Source organism: Kitasatospora sp. NPDC127116 (assembly GCF_042677365.1).
Classification (GTDB): Bacteria; Actinomycetota; Actinomycetes; order Streptomycetales; family Streptomycetaceae; genus Kitasatospora; species Kitasatospora lactacystinica.
Genome location: NZ_JBHXTL010000064.1, coordinates 1 through 24727, shown reverse-complemented (window position 1 = coordinate 24727; position 24727 = coordinate 1). Strand labels below are relative to the sequence as shown.

Genomic DNA, 24727 nt, shown 5'->3' with positions numbered 1-24727 from the left:
AACCTCTGCACGTGACTTTCAGCCAGACCCTCGCCTGCGCCCCGGCCCGCCCCGACCTCTCCGCACCGCCGATGGGGACCCTCAGCCCACCCGTCCCGCTGGGCGCGCTCGCCGAGGTACTGGCCCGCTACCGGACAGGACGGCTGCTGACCGCCGAACCGGTCGCCGAGGGCCTGCTGAACCGGGGGTACCTGGTCACCACCGAGGCCGGTCCGTACTTCCTGAAGTGCTACGTCGACTCCGCCACCGCCAGCCGCCCGAAGATCGTCGCCCACCACCGCGCGATGGCCGCGCTGAACGCCCTCGGACTGCCCGTCGCACCCCCGCTGGCCTGCGCCGAACGGTCCGGCACGGTGGCCTCGTGGGGCGGCCGGCTGTTCGCGCTGTTCCCCTGGGTCGAGGGCCGGCACCGGCACGGCGGCGAGCTCGAACCGTCGCAGTGCGACGCGCTCGGCACGCTGCTCGGCCGGCTGCACGGCGCACTCGACGATGTCTGCGCCCCCCTCGAACAACCCGCCGGATACCGGAGCGCCGACGCCGTCGACAGCGCCGCCCTCGCCCACGACCTGCGGCGCCGCGCCCGCGAGCAGCACCCCGCCGGGGAGCTGGACGCCCTGGTGGTGGAACGGCTCACGGAACGGCTGGAACTGCTCGCCGAGCACGCCCACCGCCGCCCCGCCCCGGCTGCCGCGCCCCCCACCGGCTGGACCCACGGCGACTTCCACGGCCTCAACCTGCTGTACGACGACGGCCCGCGGGGCGGCCGGGTGACGGCCGTCCTGGACTGGGACAAGCTCGGCCCGCAGCCACGCGCCGAGGAGGCGGTCCGGGCCGCCACGCTGCTCTTCAACGACCGCTCGTCCGGCGTCCTCGACCTGGTCCGGATCCGCCGCTACTCACAGGCCTACCGGGCCTCCGGCGCCGCCACCGCCGAGCACCTGGCCGCCGCCGTCCACCGGGTCTGGTGGGAGCGGCTGAACGACTTCTGGATGCTGCAGTGGCGCTACCAGCGGGCCGACCACCGGGCCGACCCGCTCTACCCCGCCTCCGCGGGGCAGCTGGCGTGGTGGTGCCAGGAGTACGAACAGGTCCTGGACGCCTTCGCCAACTGACCGCGTCCACCGGCCGGTCCGGCCGACCCGCGAGGTCGGCAGGACCGGTCGAGGCGGGTCAGCCGGTCTGCCGGTCGAGGCCCGTCGGTCGGTCGGCCGGTCAGCCGTTCCCGGGCTGCGCGGGCAGCGAGGGCGGCAACGTCACCGGCGGGTTCGTCTTGGTCGGCAGCGGGTTCGGCGGCGGCGTGTTGCCGCCCCCGCCGCCGGGCGTCGCGCCACCGGTCGTGGGCGCCGTCGAGGCGGGCGTCTGCGTGCGGCTCGCGGTCCCGGTCGGCGTCGGGGTCGGCGTGTGCTTGCCCCAGCCGGGCGACGGCGACATGTTGTTGCCGCTGTTCCCGGTGGTGTTCCCGGTGGTGTTGGGGTCGGTCGGCTGCTGCGGCTTCTTGCTGCCGGAGCCCGAGGTGGGCGGGGGCGTCAGGCCGCTCTGCACCGGCACGGGCGTGTCGCTGCTGGTGACCGCCGGGGGCTGCGTCGGGGACACCGTGGGGTCGATCCTGTCGTTGCCGCTGAGCGCGAAGGCGATGCCCGCACTGGCCGCGACCAGCACGGCGATCGCACCGGCCACCCAGGCCCACGGCCCGCGCCGCCGGCCGCCGCCGTCCTCCTCGCCCGCGCCGTCGCCGTACGGGCCGCCGGCCGCCGGATAGGGCGACGAGGGGGTGTGCGGGCCGCCCGTCGGGTACGGCAGCACGGAGGTCTGGTCGCCGGGGCCCACCGCGCCGAAGGCCGCGGTGGCCGCGGCCTGGTCCGGCCGGAGCACCTGGGTCGCGCCGGTGTCGCCCGCCGTCGCGCCCGCCCAGACGGCCCCGCCCGCGCCGTGCATCTCGCGCAGCGCGTGCTGCACGTGGGCTCGGAACTCGTCGGCGTCCTGGAAGCGGTCGTCCGGGTTCTTGGCGAGCGAGCGCAGCACCAGCGGGTCGAGCCCGGTCGGCACCCGGCCGTTGGCCTGCGAGGGCGGCAGCGGCGGGTCCTGGACGTGCTGGTAGACCACGGACAGCGGGGTGTCACCGGTGAACGGCGGGCGCAGCGTGAGCAGTTCGTAGAGCATGCAGCCGGCCGCGTACAGGTCCGAGCGGTGGTCGACCGGCTTGCCGAGCGCCTGCTCGGGCGAGAGGTACTGCGGGGTGCCCATGACCATGCCGGTCTGGGTCATCGTGGTCGCCCCGCCGGTGAGCGCCCGGGCGATGCCGAAGTCCATCACCTTGACCGCGCCGGCGTTGGTGATGCTCACGTTGGCGGGCTTGATGTCACGGTGGACGATGCCGTTGCGGTGGCTGTAGGCGAGCGCCTCCAGCACCCCGGCGATGATGATCAGCGCCTGGTCGACCGGCGGCGCCTCCTCGTCCGCCAGCAGCTCGCGGACGGTGCGGCCCTCGACCAGCTCCATCACGATGTACGGCGTGGACTCGTCCCCGACGTACTCCTCGCCGGTGTCGTAGACCGCGACGATCGAGTGGTGGTTGAGCGCGGCGACGGCGTGTGCCTCGCGGGTGAAGCGCAGCCGGGCGACGTCGTCCTGGGCCAGCTCGCCGCGCAGCAGCTTGACCGCGACGGTGCGGCCGAGCCGCACGTCCTCGGCGGCGAACACCTCGGCCATGCCGCCACGGCCGAGCCGGTAGGTCAGCCGGTAGCGGCCGTCGCCGACGGTGCTCAGCGGCACGGCGGTGCCGCGGCCCGGGGTCTGCGGACCGCCGAACGGCGGCAGCGCCGAGGTCTGGGCCTCGCTGCCGGGCTCGGGAATCCTCGGGGTCCCGCCGGTCCGGCCGACCGCTCGGACACCCGCGTCGTCGTCCGGCTGCTGCGTCTGTGCCATCGCTCCTCGCCCCGGGCGTTCGCTCGGATCGCGCTGCCCTGTCGCTTACGTATCCCCGAACGCTACCGCTTCCGGCGGACGGACGCGGCACCCCCGAACCGGCCGGAATCCGTCAGAGCAGGCCATTCCGGTCGGCGGGGAGGTCGACGACCAGCACGTTGGCGGGACGCTCCCCGTGGCTGTACTTGCCGCCGGTCTTCACGTCCGCCTTGTTGACCACGATGGCGATGATGATGCCCGCGAGCACCAGCACGCCGACGATGATCCCGATCACGACCACGGCCGTCGAGCAGCCGCCGCCGCTGGGCGCCTTGGGCTGCTGGTACGGCGGCATCGGCTGCGGCGGCGGGGTGTGCGCCTGCGGCGCGCCCTGCTGCAGGAACTGCGGGTGCGGGGTGTGCGGTGCCTGCGGACGCGGGGGCTGGAAGGCGGGCGGCGGGGTCTGGTACTGCTGCGGGAAGGGGTGCGGGGTCTGCGGCTGCGGCGTCGGGTACGCCGGCGGCGGGGTCCGGTACTGCTGCGGCCCGCCCTGCTGGAGGTACTGCGGCTGAGGCGTCTGCGGGTTGTGCGGCGCCTGCGGGGCCTGCGGGGCGGCGTGCACCGAGCGCGGACCCTCGTTGATCACCAGCGGGGTGCTGGCCTGCAGCCACTGCCCGTTGCCGCCGCCCTTGGCGGCCTCGATCAGCCGCTCCGCCTCGTCCCGCATCGCCGCCGCGCTCTGGAACCGGTGCGCCGGGTCCTTGCGCAGCGCCTGGGCGACGAAGGCGTCCACCTCGGGGGTGACCGAGCGGTTGAGGGTGGAGGGGGCCGGCGGCTCCTCCTGGACGTGCTTGTAGGCGATCGAGAACGCCGAGTCGCCGTCGAAGACCAGCTGCCCGGTGATCATCTCGAAGAGCATCACGCCGACCGAGTACAGGTCGGAGCGGGCGTCCACCGGCTTGCCGAGCGCCTGCTCGGGCGAGAGGTACTGCGGGGTGCCGACCACCATGCCGGTCTGGGTCATCGACGTGACGCCGGATTCCAGCGCACGGGCGATGCCGAAGTCCATGACCTTGACGTTGCCCTTGCGGTCGAACATGACGTTGCCGGGCTTGATGTCGCGGTGCACCAGGCCCATGTCGTGCGAGGCCTCCAGCGCGTTCAGCACGCCGATGGTGACCTTCAGGGCCTCCTCGGCCGGCATCGCGCCGTACTGGCCGATCGCCTCGTTGATCGCCTCGCGCAGACCCTTGCCGTCGATCAGCTGCATGACGATGTACGGCGTGCTGGAGCCGTCCGCGGCGACGTCCTCGCCGCTGTCGTACACCGTGACGATGTTGGGGTGCTCCAGCCGGGCCACGGCCTGGGCCTCGCGGCGGAACCGCTCCTTGAACGAGTCGTCCCGGCCCAGCTCGCTGTGCATGCTCTTCAGCGCGACCTGCCGGTCCAGCACGCGGTCGTGGGCGAGGTGCACGGAGGCCATGCCGCCCTCGCCCAGCAGCCGCTGCAGCACATAGCGGCCGTTGCCCAGCGAGAAGCCCTCGACCGCCGCGTTGCCGTGCTCGCTCATGGTCCTCTGCTCCCCCTCGGCGCGGGCGTGCTCGCCGCAGCCTGACGTTCGGTCTCGTCCGTGCGTGGTGGGCCCGGCCCGCTGGCCCGGCGGGCCCCTGTCGCGGCGGTTCCACCGGCCGGCGACAGGGGTCAGGGTATCGGCTCGCGCCGACGGTGATCGGCCCAGGGCCGGGGAGCGGTCCCGGGCCGCCGCCCCCCGGTCCCGGTGGCCGGGGCCGGGGCGGACCGTCGTGGTACGTCCGGTCCGGCGGCGGTCCGGGCGGACCGGCCGGTACCCGCCGGCGGGTACCGGCGGGTACCCGCCGGTTGCGGCTACAGGTAGGGGCCGGAGCGGATGCCGCGGCCCGGTCCCGGCTCGTCCTCGTCCGACTCGCCGCTGTTCAGACCGGGCGGCAGTGCCCGCCGCATCTGCTCCAGCTGGGCCCGCGCCGCCATCTGCTGCGCGAACAGGGCCGTCTGGATGCCGTGGAAGAGGCCCTCCAGCCAGCCGACCAGCTGGGCCTGGGCGATCCGCAGCTCGGCCTCGGTCGGGATGGTGTCGTCGGTGAACGGCAGCGACAGCCGTTCCAGTTCGGCGACCAGCTCCGGGGCCAGTCCCAGTTCGAGCTCCTTGATCGAGCTCGCGTGGATGTCCTTCAACCGGGCCCGGCTCGCCTCGTCGAGGGGCGCCGCCCGGACCTCCTCCAGCAGCTGCTTGATCATGCTGCCGATGCGCATGACCTTGGCGGGCTGCTCGACCATCTCGGTCACCGGGAGCTCGCGCGGCACGTCGCCCTCGTCGTCCCCGTCCCCGACCGTGCCGGCGAACCCCTGGCCCACGGGCAGCCCGTCCGGTCCGACGATCAGCACCTTCTGGCCGTCCTGCGACTGCCCGCCGGCGGCCCGGAAGGGCTCCTGCGACGGGCGCTCGTTCATCGGATTCGTCATGAACAACATTCTCTCTCACTGGGGTTGGTCGGGCGGAAGCCCCCGGTCGTCCCGCCGTCCTGCGCCACCCGTGACGAAGGTACGCCCCCGGCCGCCGCACGGGAATCCGTACGGATACTCAGTTCCCGCTCCCCGGCCGCCGCGCGCCCGCCGACGGTGCCCCGGACCGGACCGCACCGGCCCGCCGCCGCGCGCCCGCCGGAATCCCGGCCCCGCACCGGGCGCGCCGCCCCCGGGAACGCTCCGGTTCCGCCCCTCAGCCCCGGAGCCGCCCGCCCGGACGCGGTCCCCTAGCCGTGGCACCAGCGCCGCGGGCACCCGCGCCACCGCACCCGGTCGCGGCACCCGCGCCTCAGCCCTTGCGCAGCCGCACGCCGACCAGTCCCAGGCCGCAGCCGATCAGCCCCAGACCGACGCCCAGCGGCAGCTGGGTGGTGGAGGCGTCCTGCCAGTGGACGGGGAAGATCGCGGGCACGGCGGCGACGGCCGCGACCGGCTGTCCGGCGGCAGTGGCGGCGTCCGCGGTGTCCACGGCGGCCGGGTCCGTGGCGGCGGCATCGCCGGGGGCCTCGCCCTCCGCCGCCTTCCCGTCGGTCTCCGGCGACTCGGCCTCGACGCCCTGCTCCGGGGCCTGCTCGGCGGCCCGGTCGGGGGCCTGCTCCGGATTCTGTTCCGGATTCTGTTCCGGGCCCTGCTCCGGAGCCTGCTCGACGGCCCGGTCGGCGGTCCGGTCCGGCGCCTGCTCCGGCGCCTGCTCCGGCGCTTGCTCGGGTGCCTGCTCGGGGGCCTGCTCCACGGCGGCGTCGGAGCGCTCGGGCAGCGAGGCCGGGTGGTGCCGGTGGGCCTGCGGGAGGTCGCCGTCCGGCTTCGGATGCGGGTGCGGCACCGGCCGCCGCCGCGGCGCGGCCACCGGCCCGGAGGTGTCCGGTTCCCCGCCCTGCCCGGCGCTCGCCCCCGCGTCCGGCGAGGGAGCCGCCTCCGGCGGGGACAGCACCGCGGACGAGGGCAGTGCCATCGCCGCCGAGGCGGCGGCCAGTGGGAGCGTGAGCCCCAGCACGGCCGCCGCGACCAGCCGCTGGACACGGCCCGGGGAGCGGCGGGAAGTACGACGGTGGTGCGGCGCGACGGGCAGCGGCCCGAGGGATGCGTGCGGTGATGCGGCCACGGTCGGAGTCCTTCCGACGGCCGACGGCGCCCGGGGGCGGGATCGGCGGCGGGACTGCTCCGGACCAGATTCGCACGCCCCCGGCGGTACGGCATTTCGGGCGATTTCACGCCCTGACCGGTGTCGCCGCGCCGCCGGGCCGCCCCCCTTCTCAGGCCCGCAGCACGACCTTCCCGACCTGCTCCCCGCGCTCCAGCACCCGGTGCGCCTCGGCCACGTCGGCCAGCGGCAGCACCCGGTCCACCACCGGCCGCACCACCCCGGACTCGACCAGCGGCCACACGTGCTCCCGCACCGCCGCCACGATCGCCGCCTTCTCCGCCAGCGGCCGCCCGCGCAGGTTGGTGGCGATCACCGCGCCGCGCTTGCGCAGCAGCGCGTTGAGGTCGAGCTCGCCCTTCACCCCGCCCTGGAGTCCGATGATCACCAGCCGCCCGTTGACCGCCAGCGCGTCCACGTTCCGCTGGAGGTACTTGGCGCCCATGATGTCCAGGATCACGTCCGCCCCGGCCCCGCCGGTGGCCTCCCGGAGCGCCTCGACGAAGTCCTGCTCGCGGTAGTCGATCAGGATGTCCGCGCCCAGCTCGGCGCAGCGCGCCAGCTTCTCCCGGCTGCCCGCCGTGACCGCGACCCGCGCGCCGACCGCCTTGGCCAGCTGGATCGCCATCGTGCCGATCCCGCTCGCGCCGCCGTGCAGCAGCACCGTCTCGCCGGGCCGCAGGTGCGCGGTGAGGAAGACGTTGGACCACACCGTGCAGGCGACCTCGGGCAGCGCCGCGGCCTGCTCGACGGACAGCCCCGCGGGCAGCGGCAGCAGCTGCCCGGTGGGCACCGCGACCAGCTGCGCGTAGCCGCCGCCGGACAGCAGGGCGCACACCTCGTCGCCGACCGCCCAGCCGGACACCCCGGGGCCGAGCGCGACGATCCGCCCGGCGCACTCCAGCCCCGGGTAGGGCGAGGCGCCGGGCGGCGGGTTGTAGAAGCCCTGCCGCTGGAGCAGGTCGGCGCGGTTGACGGCGGTGGCCGCCACTTCGACCAGGACCTCGCCCTCGGCGGGCACCGGGTCGGGCACCTCGGCCCACACCAGCGCCTCGGGACCTCCGGGTACGGGAATCGTCATCGCATGCATGCCCCGAACCTACTGCGGGGGCGGGGCGGTTGCGCGGTACGGCTCAGCCGGTCGGCAGGACCGTACTGGACTTGATGACGATCACCCGGTCGGTGAGCTGGAGCACGGCGGCCTCCGGCTCGGTGTAGTTGAGCACCCGTCGGCCCCGGACCACCGCGACCACCAGGTCCGCGCACTCGCGCGGGCTGTGCCCGGCCTCCGCCCGGGTGACCGGGCGCTCCACCACGTCCAGCCCGTTGCCGTACGTCAGCAGGTCCTCCATCACCGCCCCGGCGTGCGGACTGAGCATCGACATCCCGAGCAGCCGTCCGGCCGAGCTGGAGCTGGTGACCACGACGTCGGCCCCGCTCTGCCGCAGCAGCGGCGCGTTCTCGTCCTCCCGGACGGCGGCGACCACGGTGGCGGCCTTGTTCAGCTGCCGGGCCGTCAGCGTGATCAGCACGGCGGTGTCGTCCCGCTCCGGTGCGACCACCACCCGGGCGGCGGTGGGCAGCGCGGCGCGCACCAGGGTGTCGGTGCGGGTGGCGTCGCCGACCACCCCGACCAGGCCGTGCTGGGCGGCGTGGTCGATCACCTTGCGCTGCGGGTCGACGACGACGATCTCCTCCTTCTTCACCCCCTGTCCGAGCAGGGTGTCGACGGCGCTGCGGCCCTTCGTCCCGTAGCCGATGACGACGGTGTGCTCGCGCACGGTGGACCTCCAGCGGTTCAACCGCCATTGCAGGCGGGTCCGTTCGGTGAGCACCTCCAGGGTGGTGCCGACCAGGATGATCAGGAACACCACGCGCAGCGGGGTGATCACGAAGATGTTGGTGAGCCGGGCGCTGTCGCTGAACGGGGTGATGTCGCCGTACCCGGTGGTGGAGAGCGTCACCGTGGCGTAGTACGCCGCGTCCAGGAAGCTGAGCTCGCCCCCGGCGTTGTCGTTGTAGCCGGCCCGGTCCAGGTAGACGATGAACGAGGTGGCGACCAGGACGGCGAGCGCCAGCAGCAGCCGGAAGCCGACCTGCCGGACGGCGGGATCGGCCCGCCGGGCGGGCAGCACGATCCCGGCGTCCGCCCACGGCTCCGTCCCCGGGGCCAGGTTGCGTCGGAATCGGTTCACGGCACCTCCAGGAGTTCGACCGGCTCGCCCGCCGCCGCCCCGCCGGGCGGCACCACGGCCAGCGCCTCGGCCCGGGCGAGCCCGCGCAGCATCGCCGGTCCGTCGAAGGCCAGCGGCAGGACGCCCCCGGCGGTCCGCCGGACCGGGTGGAGCCGGGTGTCCGTCCGGTGCCCGGGCAGGGCCGCCGCGGCCGGGGCGAGGACGGGGGCGCCGACGGTCCGCCCGCTGCGGGCGTGCAGCAACGGCAGGACGAGGGTGACCGTCCCGGCGACGGCGGCCAGCGGGTTGCCGGGCAGGCCCACCAGGTGGCGTCCGCCGGGGAGTTCGGCCAGCAGCATGGGGTGGCCCGGCCGGACGGCGACGCCGTCCACCAGCAGCCGGGCGCCGACGTCGGCGAGCGCCCGGTGCAGGAAGTCGACCGGCCCGGCGGCCGTTCCGCCGGTGGTGACCACGAGGTCCGCGGTGGAGTGCCGCAGCGCGTCCCGGAGCAGCCCGAAGTCGTCCCGGACGTACCCCACTTCGGCCGGGTCGGCGCCGGCCGCCCGCAGCCAGGGCGGCAGCAGCGGCCCGAGCGCGTCCCGGACCAGCCCCGGACCGGGCACCCCGGCAGTGAGCAACTCGTCGCCCAGGACGAGCAGTTGGACCTCTGGGCGGCGGTGGACCGACAGCCGGTCGTGGCCGCAGGCGGCGGCCAGGCCGAGCACGGCCGGCCCGACCGGAGCGCCGGACGGCAGCAACTCCTCGCCCCGGCGGCACTCCTGGCCGCGCGGGCGGACGTCCTGGCCGGTGGTCAGCGGCTGCGGACCGCGGTCGTGCAGCAGCACGCCGTCCGTCCGCCCGTGCTCACGGCGCAGTACGGCGGTGGCTCCGGGCGGGAGTTGGGCGCCGGTGGCGATCTCCACGGCGGTGCCGTCGGCCAGCGCGGCCGGTTCGGCCCGGCCGGCCAGCACCCGGCCGGCGACCCGCCACGGACCGGGGCCGGCGACCGCCCAGCCGTCCATCGCGGAGGTGTCGAAGGCGGGCAGGTCGGTCAGCGCGGAGAGCGGCTCGGCGAGGGTGCGGCCGAGCGCCTCGGCCAGCGGGGCCCGGACCCCGGGCAGCGGGCGCAGCCCGGCCCGGCGCGCGGTCTCCCGGGCCCGGGGCCAGCTCAGCACGCCGGGGCCGGTGGACGGTGCGGCCACGGTGGACTGTCCGACCGCGCTCACGACTCGTCCGGCCGCTCGGCGGCGACCCAGCGCTCGGCGAGCGCCTCGGTCCGCCGGGCCGCCTCGGCGACGGCCTGCGCCCCGCCGCCCTGCCGGGCGGCCGCGTAGCCGATCAGGAAGGCGGTCAGCGGTGCGGCCGGCCGGGCCACTCCGTGCGCGACCACCCGGGCCGTGTCGAGCAGACCACGGACGTCGACGTCCAGGTCGATGCCCAGGTCGGCCTTGACCTCGGCGATCCAGTCATCCAGCGTGCGCTCCATGCGCCCATGCTGCCCGATGGCCGGTTCGCCGAGGTGTTCGCCCCGGGTGCGGCGCGCGTCGTTTCGCTCACACGCCGGTGACGGTGCCGGTGAGGGTCACGTCCGGTCGCGCTCGCGGGCCTGCTCCAGGTCCTCCCAGGTGTCGCAGTCGTAGGCGACGTTGTCGGTGTCGGCCACCCGCAGCCGGGCCAGCCCGCCGACCAGGCGGCGCAGCGGCTGGTCGGCCGGATCGCCGAGCGCGGCCAGCGCGGCGCGCAGCGGGCCGGTGCGGTAGGCGGCGGCGAGCGGCTGGTCGCGGCCGCCCGCGTCGACCAGCACGGCGGCGTCCGCGGCCGCGCCGGCCCCGTCGAGGGCGGCGACCAGCCGCTCCACCGTCCGCCGGTCCAGGAAGGGCAGGTCCGCGGCGAGCAGCAGCACGGTGTCCGCGGTGACCAGGCCGAGCCCGGCGGCGACGGCGGCCACCGGCCCGCCGCCGGGCGGCCGCTCCCTGGTCCAGTGGACGCCGCCGAGCTCGGTCGGCCGGGCCGGGCCGACCACGACGGCGGTACGGGCGCCCGCGCAGGCGGCGAGGACCCGGTCCAGCAGGGTGGTCTCGCCCACGGTCAGCCCGGGTTTGTCGGCGCCGCCGAGGCGCCGGGCGGCCCCGCCCGCCGGAACGATCACGTCGTACGGCGTCATGCGGCCAGTATCCGCCCTACCGCGCCGCGGTCCCGTCGCCCTCCGGCCGCTCCTGCGTGTCCTGCGCCTCCTGCGCGTCCTGCGCGTCCGCGCCGGGCGCGGCCGCGCGGGCGGTGTTGGCCGCCGCGCCCAGCTCCAGGATGGACGGCAGGGTCAGCTCCCCGTACCGCTCGTTCATCGCCGTGACCAGCGCCTCCGGGTCGTCCGGGTGCTCGGCCAGCAGCCGGTCGAAGTCCTGGAGGTACTCGCCGGTGAAGGCCAGCACCCGGGCGGCGTCGTCGCCCTGGCCCGGGGCGCGGTGGCCGGCGATCACCCGGTCCGCGCCGAGGTCGGCGATCCGGCCGAGGTTGTGCCCCCAGGTGGTGCGCTGGGCCGGAGTGGTGTCGGCGGTCCAGACGTGGGTGCCGTTGTGGACGAAGTCCCCGGCGATCACGGTGCGGACGCTCGGCACGTGGACGACCGTGGAGTCCCCGCAGTCGGCCTGGCCGAGCAGCAGCACGGGGATCACCTGGCGGTCCAGCATCAGCGGCTGCGGCAGCAGCGGGGCGGGGATCAGCGGGTGGTCCGGGATGTCGTCGCCGTACACCGGCTTCCACTGCGCGACCTTCGCGGCGACGGTGCGCCGGATGCCCTCGACCACGGCCGGGGCGGCCAGCAGCTGCGCGTCGGGGAAGAGCCGCAGCACCTCCTCGGCGCCGAAGTAGTGGTCCGGGTGCTGGTGGGTGACCACCACGGCGAGCAGCCGTCTGCCCTTGCCGGCGACCCACTCGGCCAGCTCGCGCCCGGCGCTGCGGGTCAGCTGGGCGTCCACCAGGATCGCGGTCCGCTCGCCGAGGATCAGGGTGGAGGTGGCGAAGAAGGCCGACTCGGGGCCGGTGAAGACGGCGACCTCCAGCGGCCGGGCCGGCTGTCCGGCCTCCGGCGGCTCGGCGCCCGCGGCCGGCCCGGCGGGCCCGCCGGAGCGGTCCGGCCCGGCCTGGGCACGCTCCGCGCCGGCGCTCTCCTCGGACGGGGACGTCGTCACGGGCTGCTCCCTCTGGTCGGCGGTCGGATGTCCTGCGCCCTACAGCATGGGAGCACCGGCGGCCGAATGCGCGGAAGGCGCGCCCGGCGGGGCGCGCCTCCGCTCCACGTCACACCGCGCTCCGGGCGGCCGGTCCCTCGGCCCGGCGGGCGGCCCGCTCCGGCTCGGCCCTCACCTGCCCGCGCGGCGCGAAGACGGCGGCCCGCTCGGCGGCGAGGTCCCGGTGGATCACATGCGGAAGGGCCCGTCCACCGGTTCCGGCGGACGGGCCCTTCGGCCACGGCGAGGGCTGTTCGGTCGGTCAGCGCCGGGCGCCGCGCAGCCGGGCCAGCCGGTCGGTGACGCCCCAGGTGGTCACCCGCCACAGCGCCTCGACCACGATGCTGCGGCTCATCTTGGACGCGCCGAGCTCGCGCTCGACGAAGGTGATCGGCACCTCGGCGACCTTGAACCCGGCCTTCACGGTGCGCCAGGCCAGGTCGACCTGGAAGCAGTACCCGGCCGAGGCGACCTCGTCCATGCCCAGGCCCAGCAGGGTCTCCTTGCGGAACGCCCGGTAGCCGCCGGTGACGTCCCGGATCGGCACGCCCAGCATCAGCCGCGAGTAGGTCGAGCCGCCGCGCGAGAGCAGCAGCCGCGACTTCGGCCAGTTCACCACCCGGCCGCCCGGCACCCAGCGCGAGCCCAGCACCAGGTCGGCGCCGCGCAGCGCGCCCAGCAGCCGGTCCAGCTCCTCGGGCTGGTGCGAGCCGTCCGCGTCCATCTCGACCAGGACGTCGTAGCCGTTGTCGATGCCCCAGCGGAAGCCCGCGAGGTAGGCGGCGCCCAAGCCCTCCTTGCCCTTGCGGTGCATGACGTGGACGTGCTCGTCCTCGACGGCCAGCTTGTCGGCCAGTTCGCCGGTGCCGTCGGGGCTGTTGTCGTCGGCGACCAGCACGTGCGCCTCGGGCACGGCGGCACGGACCCGGCCGACGATCCGCTCGACGTTCTCCGCCTCGTTGTAGGTCGGGATGATCACCAGGACCTTGCCGAGATCAGCAAAACTCTGCTGGTTCACGGTCACGTACAAACCTCTCGGCCGATGGCGGGGGTCTCGGAACACCGGCGCCCGCACTCTGGAACGCGGCTCCGCCGGCAACCCGCCGGGGAGGACCCGGTGGCGAACTGCGCGCAGGGCGGAGGCTACTGCGTCCTGGCATCCTACTACCGCGCCGGGAACCACCCGCCCGACCGTGGCACTCCCACCCGATGCCCGCCGTTTCCCGTTGGGTGACACCGGTCGGCTAGGGTCGTTTCCCTTGCCCGTGCCCGGACCGCCCGCACCGCCGGGACCATCCCAGCGATCCGGACTCGGGACATCCGGGGCCGCCCAGACAGCGAAGGAGTAGGACCGCGCGCATGGACAGGCTCGTCAACACCGTCCGCCCGTACGCCTGGGGGTCGCTCACCGCCCTGCCCGAGCTGCTCGGGCAGCGGCCGACCGGTGAACCGCAGGCCGAGCTGTGGATGGGCGCCCACCCCGGGGCGCCGTCGCGCGCCGACCGCGGCGAGGGCCCGCGCCGGCTGGACGAGCTGATCGCCGCCGACCCCGAGGGCGAACTGGGCGCCGCGAGCGTCGCCAGGTTCGGCCCGGCCCTGCCGTTCCTCTTCAAGGTCCTGGCCGCGGGCATCCCGCTGTCCATCCAGGCCCACCCCACCCTCGACCAGGCCCGGGCCGGCTTCGCCGCCGAGAACGCCCTCGGGATCCCCCTGGACGCCCCCGAGCGCAACTACCGGGACGCCAACCACAAGCCCGAGATGGTCTGCGCGCTGGGCGACTTCGAGGGCCTGTGCGGCTTCCGCCGGCCCGCCGGGGCGGCCCGGCTGCTGACCGGACTCGCGGTGCCCGGGCTCGCCCCCGTGATCGAGCGGCTGGCCGCCGGTGGGGGCACCTCCCGGCCGAAGGCCGGGGGAGAGTCCGAGGCGCTGCGCGGCGCCCTGACCGCCGCCCTCTCGCTGGACGGGGAGACCGTCCGGCGGACCGTCGAGGTGCTGGCGCTGACCGACCCCGACGGGGAGTACGCCCCGTACGCCCGGATCGCCGAGGACTTCCCGGACGACCGCGGCGTGATCGCCGGCATGCTGCTCAACCACGTCCGGCTGCGGGCCGGCCAGGCGCTCTACCTGGGCGCCGGCGTGCCGCACGCCTACCTGTCCGGCGTCTGCGTGGAGCTCCAGGCCAACTCCGACAACGTGCTGCGGGCCGGCCTCACCCCGAAGCACATCGACGTGCCGGAGCTGCTGAAGGTCGTGGTCTTCGAGGCCGGCGCCCCCGAGGTGCTGGAACCGGCCCCGGTCCCGGGCACCCCGGGCGAGGAGCTCTACCCCGTCCCGATCGACGAGTTCCGGCTCTCCCGCTTCGTCCTGGACGGCACGGAGCGCGGGATCGACGGCCGCACCCCGCAGATCCTGTTCTGCACCGAGGGCGCCACCCGCCTGACCGCCGCCGACGGCACCGTCCTGGACCTGGCCCGCGGCCAGTGCGCCTTCCTCCCCGCCACCGGCACCCCGACCCGCCTCCGCGGCACCGGCAGCACGCTGTTCCGCGCCACCGTCACCGTCTGACCGGGCCCCCGCGCGCTCCGGGCTCAGTCCCGGGTCATGTCGACGAAGCGCGAGTAGTGGCCCTGGAAGGCCACCGTGATGGTCGCGGTCGGACCGTTTCGGTGCTTGGCGACGATCAGGTCGGCCTCGCCCGCGCGGGGGGACTCCTTCTCGTAGGCGTCCTCGCGGTGCAGCAGGATGACCATGTCGGCGTCCTGCTCGATCGAGCCGGACTCGCGGAGGTCGGAGACCATCGGCCGCTTGTCGGTGCGCTGCTCGGGACCACGGTTCAGCTGGGACAGCGCGATGACCGGGACTTCCAGTTCCTTGGCCAGCAGCTTGAGGTTACGGGACATGTCCGAGACCTCCTGCTGACGGTTCTCGGCCCGCCGGGAGCCGCCGGACTGCATCAGCTGGAGGTAGTCGATGACGACCAGCTTGATGTCGTTGCGCTGCTTCAGCCGACGGCACTTGGCCCGGATCTCCATCATCGACAGGTTCGGCGAGTCGTCGATGAACAGCGGCGCCTCGCTGACGTCGGGCATCCGGCGGGCCACCCGCGTCCAGTCGTCGTCCGTCATGTTCCCGGAGCGCATGTGGTGCAGCGCCACCCTCGCCTCGGCGGAGAGCAGGCGCATGGCGATCTCGTTGCGGCCCATTTCGAGCGAGAAGATGACGCTCGGCAGCTTGTGCTGGATCGAGCAGGCCCGCGCGAAGTCCAGCGCGAGGGTGGACTTGCCCATCGCGGGACGGGCCGCGATGACGATCATCTGGCCCGGGTGCAGCCCGTTGGTGAGCTGGTCGAAGTCGGCGAAGCCGGTCGGCACGCCGGACATCTGGCCCTGCCGGGAGCCGATCGCCTCGATCTCGTCGAGGGCGCCCTCCATGATGTCGGCGAGCGGCGCGTAGTCCTCGCTGGTGCGCTGCTCGGTGACGGCGTAGATCTCCGCCTGGGCGGCGTTGACGATCTCGTCCACGTCGCCCTCGGCCGCGTAGCCCATGCCGGCGATCCGGGTGCCCGCCTCGACCAGCCGGCGCAGCACCGCGCGCTCGTGCACGATCTGGGCGTAGTACTCGGCGTTGGCCGCGGTCGGGACGGAGTTGACCAGGGTGTGCAGGTACGAGGCGCCGCCGACCCGCTGGAGCTCGCCGCGCTTGGTCAGCTCGCCGGCCACGGTGATCGGGTCGGCCGGCTCGCCGCGGGCGTAGAGGTCGAGGATCGCGCCGTGCACCATCTCGTGCGCGGGCCGGTAGTAGTCGGCCGGCTTGAGCACCTCGACCACGTCGGCGATGGCGTCCTTGGAGAGCAGCATGCCGCCCAGGACGGACTGCTCGGCGGCCAGGTCCTGCGGCGGGACGCGCTCGAAGCCGTCCGCCCCGCCGCCGCCGTCGCCGTCGCCCTCGTCCCGGCGCTGCCGGCCGCCATCCGACCGGCCGCCCTTGCCGCCCTTCTGGAAGCCGCCCTTCTGGAAGCCGTCGCGGCCACCGCCCTGACGTCCCTCGCCGCGGCCGCGCGAGACCGGCAGCCGGTCCCCCGGGCCGTCCGGGAAGGGCGCGTCGTCGAAGGCGCCGGCCGGGAAGGGGTCCTCGGCGGTCTGCCAGTCCTCCTCCGGCGGCGGGGCGTCGTGGTCGTCGTACTGGGGGCCGGTCACGCGTGTTCCCCGATCAGCGAGTGGTGCGAAGTTGGAGCGGGCTTGCCGGTGGCTGGGTGGAGCGGATCCGCTCCTCTTTGTACGCCACGGCTCCGACAAATCGGACGCCGGTGCGGCGGGAGTGTCGGGCGGAGGGCCCACGCTAAGGCGCCGGACGCCGTTGCGCCAAGGCGGTTATCCACAGGGGGTGTGGATGACCGGCCCTCTCCTGTGGAGAACTGCCGCAAAGCTGTGGACACCCCTGTGGACGCTCCTGTGGATAACCGGACCATCGATCCACCGTCAACCTGTTGACCTGGGATTACCTCGTTCCGGGCCTGTGCATGAGAAATTCTTCACACACCTCCGAACGGCTGTGGGCACAGAGCGGGCGAACCGCACCGCTCAAGATTTCGAGTAATGGTCACATAGCACTTACATCCATTACCTGTGGATGAGTAGCCTGGAGCCCATGACCGCCTCGCCCACGACCCCGACCCCGGCCCCCTCGCGACGCCGGCACGACCGGGAGATCCTCGCCCTGGCCGTCCCGGCCTTCGGCGCGCTCGTCGCCGAACCGCTCTTCCTGATGGCCGACTCGGCGATCGTCGGCCACCTCGGCACCCCCCAGCTGGCCGGGGTGGGCGTCGCCTCCGCCGCGCTCTCCACCGCGACCGGCGTGTTCGTCTTCCTCGCCTACGCCACCACCGCGGCGGTCGCCCGCCGGATCGGCGCCGGAGACCGCCGGGGCGCCGTGCAGCAGGGCATCGACGGCATCTGGCTCGCCCTGGGCCTGGCCGTCCCGGTCGTGCTCCTCACCCTGCTGCTGGCCCCCTGGGCGGCCGACGTGCTGGGCGCCTCGGCGACCGCCGCGCCGCACGCGGTGACGTACCTGCGGATCAGTTCCCTGGGCATCCCGGCGATGCTCATGGTGCTGGCCGCCACCGGTGTGCTGCGCGGCCTCCAGGACACCCGCACACCGCTGGTGGTGGCCGTCGCGGGCTTCGCCGCCAACATCGGCCTGAACGTCGGCCTGGTGTACGGCGCCGGGCTCGGGGTGGCCGGGTCGGCCTGGGGCACCGTGCTCGCCCAGACCGGGATGGCCGCCGCCTACCTGGTCGTGGTGGTCCGCGGCGCCCGCCGGGAAGGGGCCTCGCTGCGGCCGGACACGGCGGGCATCCGGGCCAGTGCCAGGGCCGGCGGCCCGCTGCTGGTCCGGACGATCAGCCTGCGCGCGGTGCTGATGACCGCCACCGCGGTGGCCGCCCGGCTCGGCGACGACCAGGTGGCCGCCCACCAGATCACCATGACGCTGTTCAACTTCCTGGCCTTCGCGCTGGACGCCATCGCGATCGCCGGCCAGGCCATCATCGGCCGCTACCTCGGCGCCTCGGACGCCCCCGGCGCCCGGGCCGCCACCCGGCGGATGGTCGAGTGGGGCATCGTCTCCGGGCTGGTGCTCGGCCTGCTGGTGGTCCTTGCCCGCCCGCTGTACGTCCCGCTGTTCACGCCCGATCCGGCCGTCCGGGCCCAGCTGGACACCGCCCTGCTGCTGCTCGCGCTCACCCAGCCGGTGGCCGGCCTGGTCTTCGTGCTGGACGGCGTGCTGATGGGCGCCGGGGACGGGCCGTACCTCGCGTGGGCGGGGCTCGCGACCCTGGCGGTGTTCGTCCCGGTGGCGCTGGCGGTCCCGGCCACCGGCACCGGACTGGCCGGGCTCTGGTGGGCGATGAACCTGTTCATGCTGCTGCGGGCCGGCTTCCTGGCCTGGCGCGCCCGCGGCGGCAAGTGGCTGGTCACCGGGGCGGTGCGCGGCTGAAACGCCTCCGGACGGGACTCCCTCGGGGGTCCCGTCCGGAAATGACCGAGGGCCGGACTCCCGGAGGAGTCCGGCCCTCGGGCCTTGGCTACGGAGCTCAGGCAGCCACGACGGCGACGTCGAGGTTGGCCACGACGTCCGAGTGCAGCTTGACCGAGACCTTGTGGGAGCCCACGGTCTTGATCGGCGAGCCGATCGCGACGGCGCGCTTGTCCACGGCCGGGCCGCCGGCGGCCTTGATGGCCTCGACGACGTCGGACTGGGTCACCGAGCCGAACAGACGGCCGGCCTCGCCCGAGCGGACGGCCAGCTTGACCTGGACGCCCTCGAGCTGACCCTTGACCTCGTTGGCGGCCTCAAGGGTCTGGATGGCGTGGATCTTCCGGGCGCGACGGATGGCGTCGACGTCCTTCTGACCACCCTTGGTCCAGCGGATGGCGAAGCCACGCGGGACCAGGTAGTTGCGGGCGTAGCCGTCCTTGACCTCGACGACCTCGCCGGCGGAGCCGAGACCCGGCACCTCGTGCGTGAGGATGATCTTCATTACTTGGTCACCCTCTCTTAGCGCGCGGTGCTGGTGTAGGGCAGCAGCGCCATCTCACGGCTGTTCTTCACGGCCGTGGCGACGTCACGCTGGTGCTGGGTGCAGTTGCCGGTCACCCGACGGGCACGGATCTTGCCGCGGTCGGAGATGTACTTCCGCAGCAGGTTCGTGTCCTTGTAGTCAACGTAGTTGACCTTGTCCTTGCAGAAGACGCAAACCTTCTTCTTCGGCTTGCGAGCAGGCGGCTTCGCCATTGTGTGCTCCATTTGGGGTTCACGGCCCGGCGGGCGTCCGAGGACGCCGGCCGCCGGGCCGCACGAAATCTGTCAGCTCTTAGAACGGGGGCTCTTCCGAGAAACCGCTACCACCGGACGGGGCACCCCAGCCGCCGCCCTGGTTTCCACCGGACGGGGCGCTGGAGGCCCAGGGGTCGTCGGAGGGACCGGACTGGCCGCCACCGGAGTTTCCACCCCAGTTGCCGCCGCCCTGCTGGCCGCCACCGCCGCCGCCCCAGTTACCGCCGCCCTGCTGGCCGCCGCCCTGCTGGCCGCCGAAGCCGCCACCGGGGCCGCCGGACCGGTTGGCCCGGGTGACCTTGGCGGTCGCCGAACGCAGGCTCGGACCGACCTCGTCGACCTCGACCTCGAAGACCGTCCGCTTCTCGCCTTCCTTGGTCTCGTAAGACCGCTGGCGCAGTCGGCCCTGCACGATGACGCGCATGCCGCGCTGCAGCGACTCGGCCACGTTCTCCGCCGGCTGCCGCCAGACGTTGCACGTGAGGAAGAGGCTCTCGCCGTCCTTCCACTCGTTCGTCTGACGGTCGAAGGTGCGGGGGGTGGACGCGATGCGGAACTTCGCGACCGCCGCACCCGACGGGGTGAAGCGCAGCTCGGGGTCGTCGACGAGATTGCCGACGAGGGTGATGACGGTCTCGCCTGCCATGGTGGTGATGACCTCTCGGGAAGATGTCCGTTCGCCGCTGTTTCACGTGAAACAGCGGACGCGAGCTACCCGAGACCCGAAGGCCTCAGAGGTGGCTCAGTGGGTGTCCGGGCGCAGGACCTTGGTCCGCAGAACCGACTCGCTCAGGCCCAGCTGGCGGTCGAGCTCCTTGACGACCTCAGGCGTGGCCTTGAGGTCGATGACCGAGTAGATGCCCTCGGACTGCTTGTTGATCTCGTAAGCCAGACGGCGGCGACCCCAGGTGTCGACCTTCTCCACCTTGCCACCCGCGTTGCGGACGACGGCGAGGAAGCTCTCGATCAGGGGGGAGACAGCGCGCTCCTCGACCGAGGGGTCGAGGATGACCATCAGCTCGTAGTGACGCATGAGTAACCCACCTCCTTTGGACTCAGCGGCCACGGTCTCTCCGTGGCAGGAGGGTTGTGCGTAGCGTCGGCACCGGAGCAGTGACGACTCCGGCCCACCGTAGCGGCCGGGTCGGACAGTCGGCCCCCTGCTCCACCCGAAAGTGGTCGTCGCCCGGAAGCGGACGCAAAGGGGGCACAACTACACCAGTGCAGACGGCACAGCCTACCTGCACCCGGACGGCCGAACAAAACGCATAGGGGTTGTGAGAGCGACCCAAGCACCGCAATCTGGACGGAACGGGATTCCTGCCCGTTCGTCTCCACGCCAGGAGGTGGGACCCATGGCCCAGTCCGTCCACCGCATGCCCGCCCTCACGCTGAACACCGACGGCCACCCGCACCCCCGCGAGAACACCCTGGTGGGCGTCACCGCCCTGCTGGGCGTGATCGCGTTCACCACCTCGTTCTTCCACAACCTGCACCTGCTGACCTCGTGGACCGGCCTGTTCGGCATCGTCACGGGCCTGTGGGGCATGTTCGTCTCGGTCACCACCGCCGAGCGCTTCGTCCTGATGGTCTCGCTCGGCGCCGCCGCGCTCGGCTTCTACCTCGGCATCGCCCGGGGCGGTCTCTGGGGCTGACCCCTCCCCCGCGCCCGCCCCGCGCCACCGCCACCGCCACTGGGACCGAGCCCACAGGGCCCGCCCGGAACCCTCGCCGCCCCCGTCGCGTATCTGCAGAGGAGACAGGTACCCGGCGGGGGCGCCGTCGTGCCCACCACGACGGGTGCCCGAGCCCCGGACGATAGGGTCAGCCCGAGAACTGGGGCCACCGCAGCCCGACCGACGAGGAGCACCGAGCAATGAGCCTGCGCCTGAGGACGATCACCCGCGAGGAGCACCTCGCCTTCATCAGGAGCCGCGCCTCGGCCAGCCACATGCAGGTGCCGTCGTGGGGTGACGTGAAGGCCGAGTGGCGGTCCGAGTCGATCGGCTGGTTCGACGAGGCCAACCAGCTCGTCGGCGCCGGCCTGGTCCTGTACCGCCAGCTGCCCAAGCTCAAGCGCTACCTCGCCTACCTGCCCGAGGGCCCGGTCATCGACTGGTTCGACCGCGACCTCGACCGCTGGCTCTCCCCGATGCTGGCGCACCTCAAGTCGCAGGGCGCGTTCTCGGTGAAGATGGGCCCGCCGATCGTCATCCGCCGCTGGAACGCCCCCACCATCAAGGAGGCCATCGCCGCCAAGCAGGCCAAGCGCCTGCGCGACGTCGAGGCCGACTGGTACGAGGCCCGCGCCTTCGAGGTGGCCGACCGGCTGCGCAAGGCCGGCTGGCTCCAGGGCGAGGACGGCGGCGCGGGCTTCGGCGACGTCCAGCCCCGCTACGTCTTCCAGGTGCCGCTGGCCAACCGCTCGCTGGACGACATCCACAAGAACTTCAACCAGCTCTGGCGCCGCAACATCAAGAAGGCCGAGAAGAGCGGCGTCGAGGTCGTCCAGGGCGGCTACGACGACCTGCCGATCTTCCACCAGCTCTACCTGGTCACCGCCGAGCGCGACAAGTTCACCCCGCGCCCGCTGGCCTACTTCCAGCGGATGTGGAAGGCCCTCGTGGCCGAGGACCCGAACCGCATGCGGCTCTACATCGCCTACCACCAGGGCGAGCCGCTGGCCGCCACCACGATGCTCGTGGTCGGCGAGCACGTCTGGTACTCCTACGGCGCCTCGGCCAACCACAAGCGCGAGGTCAAGCCGTCCAACGCCATCCAGTGGCGGATGATGCGCGACTCCTACGCCCTCGGCGGCGGGGTGTACGACCTGCGCGGCATCAGTGACACCCTGGACGAGGACGACCACCTGTTCGGTCTGATCCAGTTCAAGGTCGGCACCGGCGGCCAGGCGGCCGAGTACCTCGGCGAGTGGGACTTCCCGCTCAACAAGCTGCTGCACAAGGCCCTCGACCTCTACATGTCCCGCCGCTGAGGAGGCTGCCCCGATGACGCTGTCGCTCTACCTCGACACCGAACGCTGGCGCACCCACCAGCGCTCCGTCCTCGCCGAGTTCCCCGGCCTGGTGCCGGTCGCCAAGGGGAACGGCTACGGCCTGGGCAACCACCGGCTGGCCGAGGAGGCGACGCTGCTGGGCACCGGGGTGCTCGCCGTCGGTACCGCGTACGAGGCGGCCGACGCCGCCGAGTGGTACGGCGGTGAGCTGCTGGTGCTCACCCCGTACCGGGTCGGCGAGGAGGCGCTGCCGCTGCCGCACGCCCGGGTGATCCGGACGGTGGCCAGCGTGGACGCGCTGCGCGCGCTGCACGGCGCCCGGGTGGTGCTGGAGTGCATGACCACCATGCGCCGGCACGGCGTGAGCGCGGACGACCTGCGCACCGTCGCCGCCGAGCTGGAGGGCGTGAGCTTCGAGGGCCTGGCGCTGCACCTGCCGATGGACCGGCCGGACGGCTCCAGCCCCGTCGAGGAGGTCGCGTACTGGGTGGACACCGCCCGGGCGGCCGGCATCCCGGTGCACACCGTGTTCGTCAGCCACCTCGGCGCGGCCGGGCTGGACCAGCTGGCCCAGCGCTACCCGCAGACGGTCTTCCGGGCCCGGATCGGCACCCGGCTCTGGCTGGGCGACCACGCCGCACTGGAGGTCCGGGCCACCGTCCTGGACGTCACCCAGCTGCGCAAGGGCGACCGCTACGGCTACCGCCAGCACCCGGCGCCCTCCGACGGCCACATCCTGGTGGTCGCCGGCGGCACCGCGCACGGCATCGGCCTGGAGGCGCCCAAGTACGTCCAGAGCATGGGGGCGCGGGCCAAGGGCATCGCCCGGGCCGGCCTGGCGACGGTCAACAAGACCAAGTCGCCGTTCCACTGGGCCGGCAAGCAGCTGTGGTTCGCCGAGCCGCCGCACATGCAGGTCTCGCTGCTGTTCCTGGACGGGGAGACCACGCCCCCCGCGATCGGCGAGGAGCTCGGTCTCCAGGTCCGGCACACCACCACGCACTTCGACCGCGTGGTGGACCGCTGAGCTACGGCTTCTCGGCCGGCTCCGGCAGTTCGGGCTCGTCGAGCCACTGCCCGGGGCCGGCCGGCGCGTACGCGGCGTAGCTCTCCTCCTCGCGCAGCCGACGGGCGGTGCCCAGCACGGACACGTCCGGGGCGTGGTCCAGCACCCCGCCGGAGGGGTCGTCGCTGCCGTCCCAGCGGACCGGGTCGTGGTCCGGGTGGAGGACGTCGCGGACCACCATGGCGACCAGGTAGAGCGTGCCCAGCAGGTGCAGTCCGATCGCGAAGTGGTACCAGCCCTCGCTGATCCCGTGCTGCTTGGAGCCGGTGACCAGGCCCAGGTGGGACCAGATGCCCAGGGTGTAGAGCACCTCGCAGGCCTGCCAGATCAGGAAGTCCCGCCAGCGCGGCCGGGCCAGCACCGCGAGCGGCAGCAGCCAGAGCGCGTACTGCGGCGAGTACACCTTGTTGACCAGCACGAACAGCGCGACCACCAGGAAGGCCAGCTGGGCGAAGCGCGGCCGGCGCGCGGCCGAGAAGCCGAGCCACGCTATGGCCAGGCAGCCCAGCACCATCAGCACGCCGATGTAGACGTCGAGGTCGGCCAGCCCGGCGCCGCGGCGCTGCATCAGGATCAGCCAGAACGAGCCGTAGTCCTCGCCGCGGTGCTTGCTGAACACGTAGAAGGTCGACCAGCCCCGCCAGTTGGCCAGCATGATCGGCAGGTTGACCACCAGCCAGGCCCCGACCGCGCCGCCCAGCACCACCCGGAACTCGCGCCACTTGCCGGCCCGCCAGCAGAGCACCAGCAGCGGGCCGATCAGCAGCAGCGGATAGAGCTTGGCCGCGGTGGCCAGACCGATGAAGACACCGGCCCAGCCCGGCCGGGCACCGGCCCACCAGGCCATCGCCACGGCGGCCAGGGCGACCGCGAGCAGGTCCCAGTTGACGGTGCCGTTGAGCAGCAGGACCGGGGCGAGCGCGAACAGCAGCGCGTCCCACGGGCGGCGCCGGTGGGTGCGCGAGAGCGCCACCGCGGCGACCACGGCGCAGGCCATCAGCAGCCCGGCGTTGATCGCCCAGAACCACTGCTCCTGGCTCTGCTGGTCGCCGCCGCCGGGCGTCAGCCAGGCCGCGACCTGCATGAACAGGCCGGTCAGCACCGGGTACTCCAGGTACTGGAGGTCCCCCGAGGAGCCCGGGATGCGGTCCACGTACGGGTGCAGCCCGGCCGCGAAGCCGCGTCCGGAGAACAGGTGCGGGATGTCGCTGTAGCAGGCGTGGATGTACTGCGGCGAGCCCGGCTGGAACCAGGCCTGCTCGTAGCAGGGCAGCTTCTGCACCATGCCGAGCACCGACACCACGATCACCGCGAGCGCCAGGAAGCGCGCCGGGATCCACCAGGAGACGCCGAGCAGCGCCCGGCGGCCCGGCGGCCCGCCGAACACCTCGCTGCCGGCCGCCGCCACCGGGTCCTCGTCGGCCGGGACGACCACGGTGTTGACCGGTGGCGCGGCCGTGGCGACGGCTGCCGGGAGGGGCCCTGCGGCGGCGCCGGACCCGACCGGGCCGGCGGTTTCGTCACGATCGCTCGACGTCATGCCGGACATCCTGCCGCACCGATCCCGTCGGGACGAGGAGGCCCCCGCAACGGTCCGCGCCCCCGTACGGCGGGGGGGCCCCCGGTCGGCACGCGACGGCCGGCCCGGAAACGGCGGTGATCCGGACGAAAACGGCGGTGGGGGGCCGGGGCGGGGGGCCCCCACCCCCCGTCGGGGGGGGGGGGGGGGCCGGGCACGGGCCCGCCGGCGCCCCCCGGTGGGGGGCCCCCGGGGGGGGGGGGGGGGGGCCGCGGCCCCCCCCC

The 24727-nt window shown here is 74.0% G+C and carries 22 protein-coding genes and 1 pseudogene; 6 read left to right on the top strand and 17 right to left on the bottom strand.

The genetic code is table 11. The features are described 5' to 3' along the window. Positions 1 to 11: 11 nt before the first annotated feature. Positions 12 to 1112 (top strand): phosphotransferase, encoded by a 1101-nt coding sequence (locus ACFVHV_RS24380; protein ID WP_380353389.1) that lies wholly within the window; start codon positions 12 to 14, stop codon positions 1110 to 1112. A 100-nt stretch (positions 1113 to 1212) separates the two neighbouring features. On the opposite strand, the gene ACFVHV_RS24375 is transcribed toward ACFVHV_RS24380, so the two are convergent. The 11 genes and pseudogenes from ACFVHV_RS24375 to ACFVHV_RS24325 form a co-directional block, all read right to left on the bottom strand. Further along, positions 1213 to 2925: a protein kinase gene (locus ACFVHV_RS24375; RefSeq protein ID WP_359897691.1), complete on the bottom strand. Its 1713-nt coding sequence runs from the start codon at positions 2923 to 2925 to the stop codon at positions 1213 to 1215. Positions 2926 to 3037: 112 nt separating this feature from the next. After that, complete coding sequence (locus ACFVHV_RS24370) at positions 3038 to 4474, bottom strand: protein kinase (RefSeq protein WP_359897690.1); 1437 nt, start codon at positions 4472 to 4474, stop codon at positions 3038 to 3040. Between the two features lie 314 nt (positions 4475 to 4788). Further along, on the bottom strand, positions 4789 to 5403 hold the full coding sequence (locus ACFVHV_RS24365) for a bacterial proteasome activator family protein (RefSeq protein ID WP_380353386.1): 615 nt from the start codon (positions 5401 to 5403) through the stop codon (positions 4789 to 4791). A 352-nt stretch (positions 5404 to 5755) separates the two neighbouring features. Further along, complete coding sequence (locus ACFVHV_RS24360) at positions 5756 to 6568, bottom strand: hypothetical protein (protein WP_380353384.1); 813 nt, start codon at positions 6566 to 6568, stop codon at positions 5756 to 5758. A gap of 151 nt (positions 6569 to 6719) precedes the next feature. Continuing rightward, positions 6720 to 7697 (bottom strand): NAD(P)H-quinone oxidoreductase, encoded by a 978-nt coding sequence (locus ACFVHV_RS24355; RefSeq protein WP_359909438.1) that lies wholly within the window; start codon positions 7695 to 7697, stop codon positions 6720 to 6722. 43 nt (positions 7698 to 7740) lie between these two features. Beyond that, entirely contained in the window at positions 7741 to 8802 is a 1062-nt protein-coding gene (locus tag ACFVHV_RS24350; protein WP_380353381.1) for a potassium channel family protein, read from the bottom strand. Beyond that, positions 8799 to 10007: a molybdopterin molybdotransferase MoeA gene (locus tag ACFVHV_RS24345; RefSeq protein ID WP_380353379.1), complete on the bottom strand. Its 1209-nt coding sequence runs from the start codon at positions 10005 to 10007 to the stop codon at positions 8799 to 8801. The genes ACFVHV_RS24350 and ACFVHV_RS24345 overlap by 4 nt, the downstream gene beginning before the upstream one ends. Further along, a pseudogene (locus ACFVHV_RS24340) lies at positions 10004 to 10945 on the bottom strand (NTP transferase domain-containing protein). The gene ACFVHV_RS24345 and the pseudogene ACFVHV_RS24340 overlap by 4 nt, the downstream one beginning before the upstream one ends. Positions 10946 to 10961: 16 nt before the next feature. After that, positions 10962 to 11969, bottom strand: coding sequence for an MBL fold metallo-hydrolase (locus ACFVHV_RS24335; RefSeq protein WP_380353377.1), 1008 nt, complete (start codon positions 11967 to 11969; stop codon positions 10962 to 10964). A gap of 109 nt (positions 11970 to 12078) precedes the next feature. Continuing rightward, positions 12079 to 12201 carry a hypothetical protein gene (locus ACFVHV_RS24330; protein ID WP_359909449.1) on the bottom strand — a complete coding sequence of 41 codons (123 nt, stop codon included), beginning with the start codon at positions 12199 to 12201 and terminating at the stop codon, positions 12079 to 12081. A gap of 69 nt (positions 12202 to 12270) precedes the next feature. Beyond that, a complete protein-coding gene (locus ACFVHV_RS24325) occupies positions 12271 to 13032 on the bottom strand; it encodes a polyprenol monophosphomannose synthase (protein WP_380353374.1) in 762 nt (253 codons plus the stop codon). 335 nt (positions 13033 to 13367) lie between these two features. Here ACFVHV_RS24325 and manA point away from each other — a divergent pair, with 335 nt between their 5' ends. Continuing rightward, positions 13368 to 14573, top strand: a complete 1206-nt coding sequence (manA, locus tag ACFVHV_RS24320; RefSeq protein WP_380353371.1) for a mannose-6-phosphate isomerase, class I — start codon at positions 13368 to 13370, stop codon at positions 14571 to 14573. 23 nt (positions 14574 to 14596) lie between these two features. On the opposite strand, the gene dnaB is transcribed toward manA, so the two are convergent. Beyond that, on the bottom strand, positions 14597 to 16078 hold the full coding sequence (gene dnaB / locus ACFVHV_RS24315) for a replicative DNA helicase (protein ID WP_359909527.1): 1482 nt from the start codon (positions 16076 to 16078) through the stop codon (positions 14597 to 14599). 577 nt (positions 16079 to 16655) lie between these two features. Here dnaB and ACFVHV_RS24310 point away from each other — a divergent pair. Beyond that, complete coding sequence (locus tag ACFVHV_RS24310) at positions 16656 to 18002, top strand: MATE family efflux transporter (protein ID WP_359909458.1); 1347 nt, start codon at positions 16656 to 16658, stop codon at positions 18000 to 18002. Between the two features lie 97 nt (positions 18003 to 18099). Here ACFVHV_RS24310 and rplI read toward each other — a convergent pair whose 3' ends face one another. The 4 genes from rplI to rpsF all read right to left on the bottom strand — a co-directional run bounded on the left by rplI (position 18100) and on the right by rpsF (position 19875). Then, entirely contained in the window at positions 18100 to 18546 is a 447-nt protein-coding gene (gene rplI, locus ACFVHV_RS24305) for a 50S ribosomal protein L9 (RefSeq protein ID WP_359909461.1), read from the bottom strand. A gap of 17 nt (positions 18547 to 18563) precedes the next feature. Beyond that, a complete protein-coding gene (gene rpsR, locus ACFVHV_RS24300) occupies positions 18564 to 18800 on the bottom strand; it encodes a 30S ribosomal protein S18 (protein ID WP_030059640.1) in 237 nt (78 codons plus the stop codon). Between the two features lie 79 nt (positions 18801 to 18879). After that, positions 18880 to 19488 (bottom strand): single-stranded DNA-binding protein, encoded by a 609-nt coding sequence (locus ACFVHV_RS24295; RefSeq protein WP_359909464.1) that lies wholly within the window; start codon positions 19486 to 19488, stop codon positions 18880 to 18882. Between the two features lie 96 nt (positions 19489 to 19584). After that, positions 19585 to 19875: a 30S ribosomal protein S6 gene (gene rpsF, locus ACFVHV_RS24290; RefSeq protein ID WP_188298654.1), complete on the bottom strand. Its 291-nt coding sequence runs from the start codon at positions 19873 to 19875 to the stop codon at positions 19585 to 19587. A gap of 322 nt (positions 19876 to 20197) precedes the next feature. Between rpsF and ACFVHV_RS24285 the strand changes: the two genes are divergently transcribed. The 3 genes from ACFVHV_RS24285 (at position 20198) to ACFVHV_RS24275 (ending at position 22885) form a co-directional block, all read left to right on the top strand. Continuing rightward, positions 20198 to 20497, top strand: coding sequence for a hypothetical protein (locus ACFVHV_RS24285; protein WP_359909468.1), 300 nt, complete (start codon positions 20198 to 20200; stop codon positions 20495 to 20497). A 221-nt stretch (positions 20498 to 20718) separates the two neighbouring features. Beyond that, positions 20719 to 21837, top strand: coding sequence for a peptidoglycan bridge formation glycyltransferase FemA/FemB family protein (locus tag ACFVHV_RS24280; RefSeq protein ID WP_359909471.1), 1119 nt, complete (start codon positions 20719 to 20721; stop codon positions 21835 to 21837). A 13-nt stretch (positions 21838 to 21850) separates the two neighbouring features. Continuing rightward, positions 21851 to 22885 (top strand): alanine racemase, encoded by a 1035-nt coding sequence (locus tag ACFVHV_RS24275; protein ID WP_359909474.1) that lies wholly within the window; start codon positions 21851 to 21853, stop codon positions 22883 to 22885. 1 nt (position 22886) lies between these two features. Here ACFVHV_RS24275 and ACFVHV_RS24270 read toward each other — a convergent pair whose 3' ends face one another. Further along, positions 22887 to 24464 carry a glycosyltransferase family 87 protein gene (locus ACFVHV_RS24270; protein WP_380353367.1) on the bottom strand — a complete coding sequence of 526 codons (1578 nt, stop codon included), beginning with the start codon at positions 24462 to 24464 and terminating at the stop codon, positions 22887 to 22889. Between the last annotated feature and the right edge of the window lie 263 nt (positions 24465 to 24727).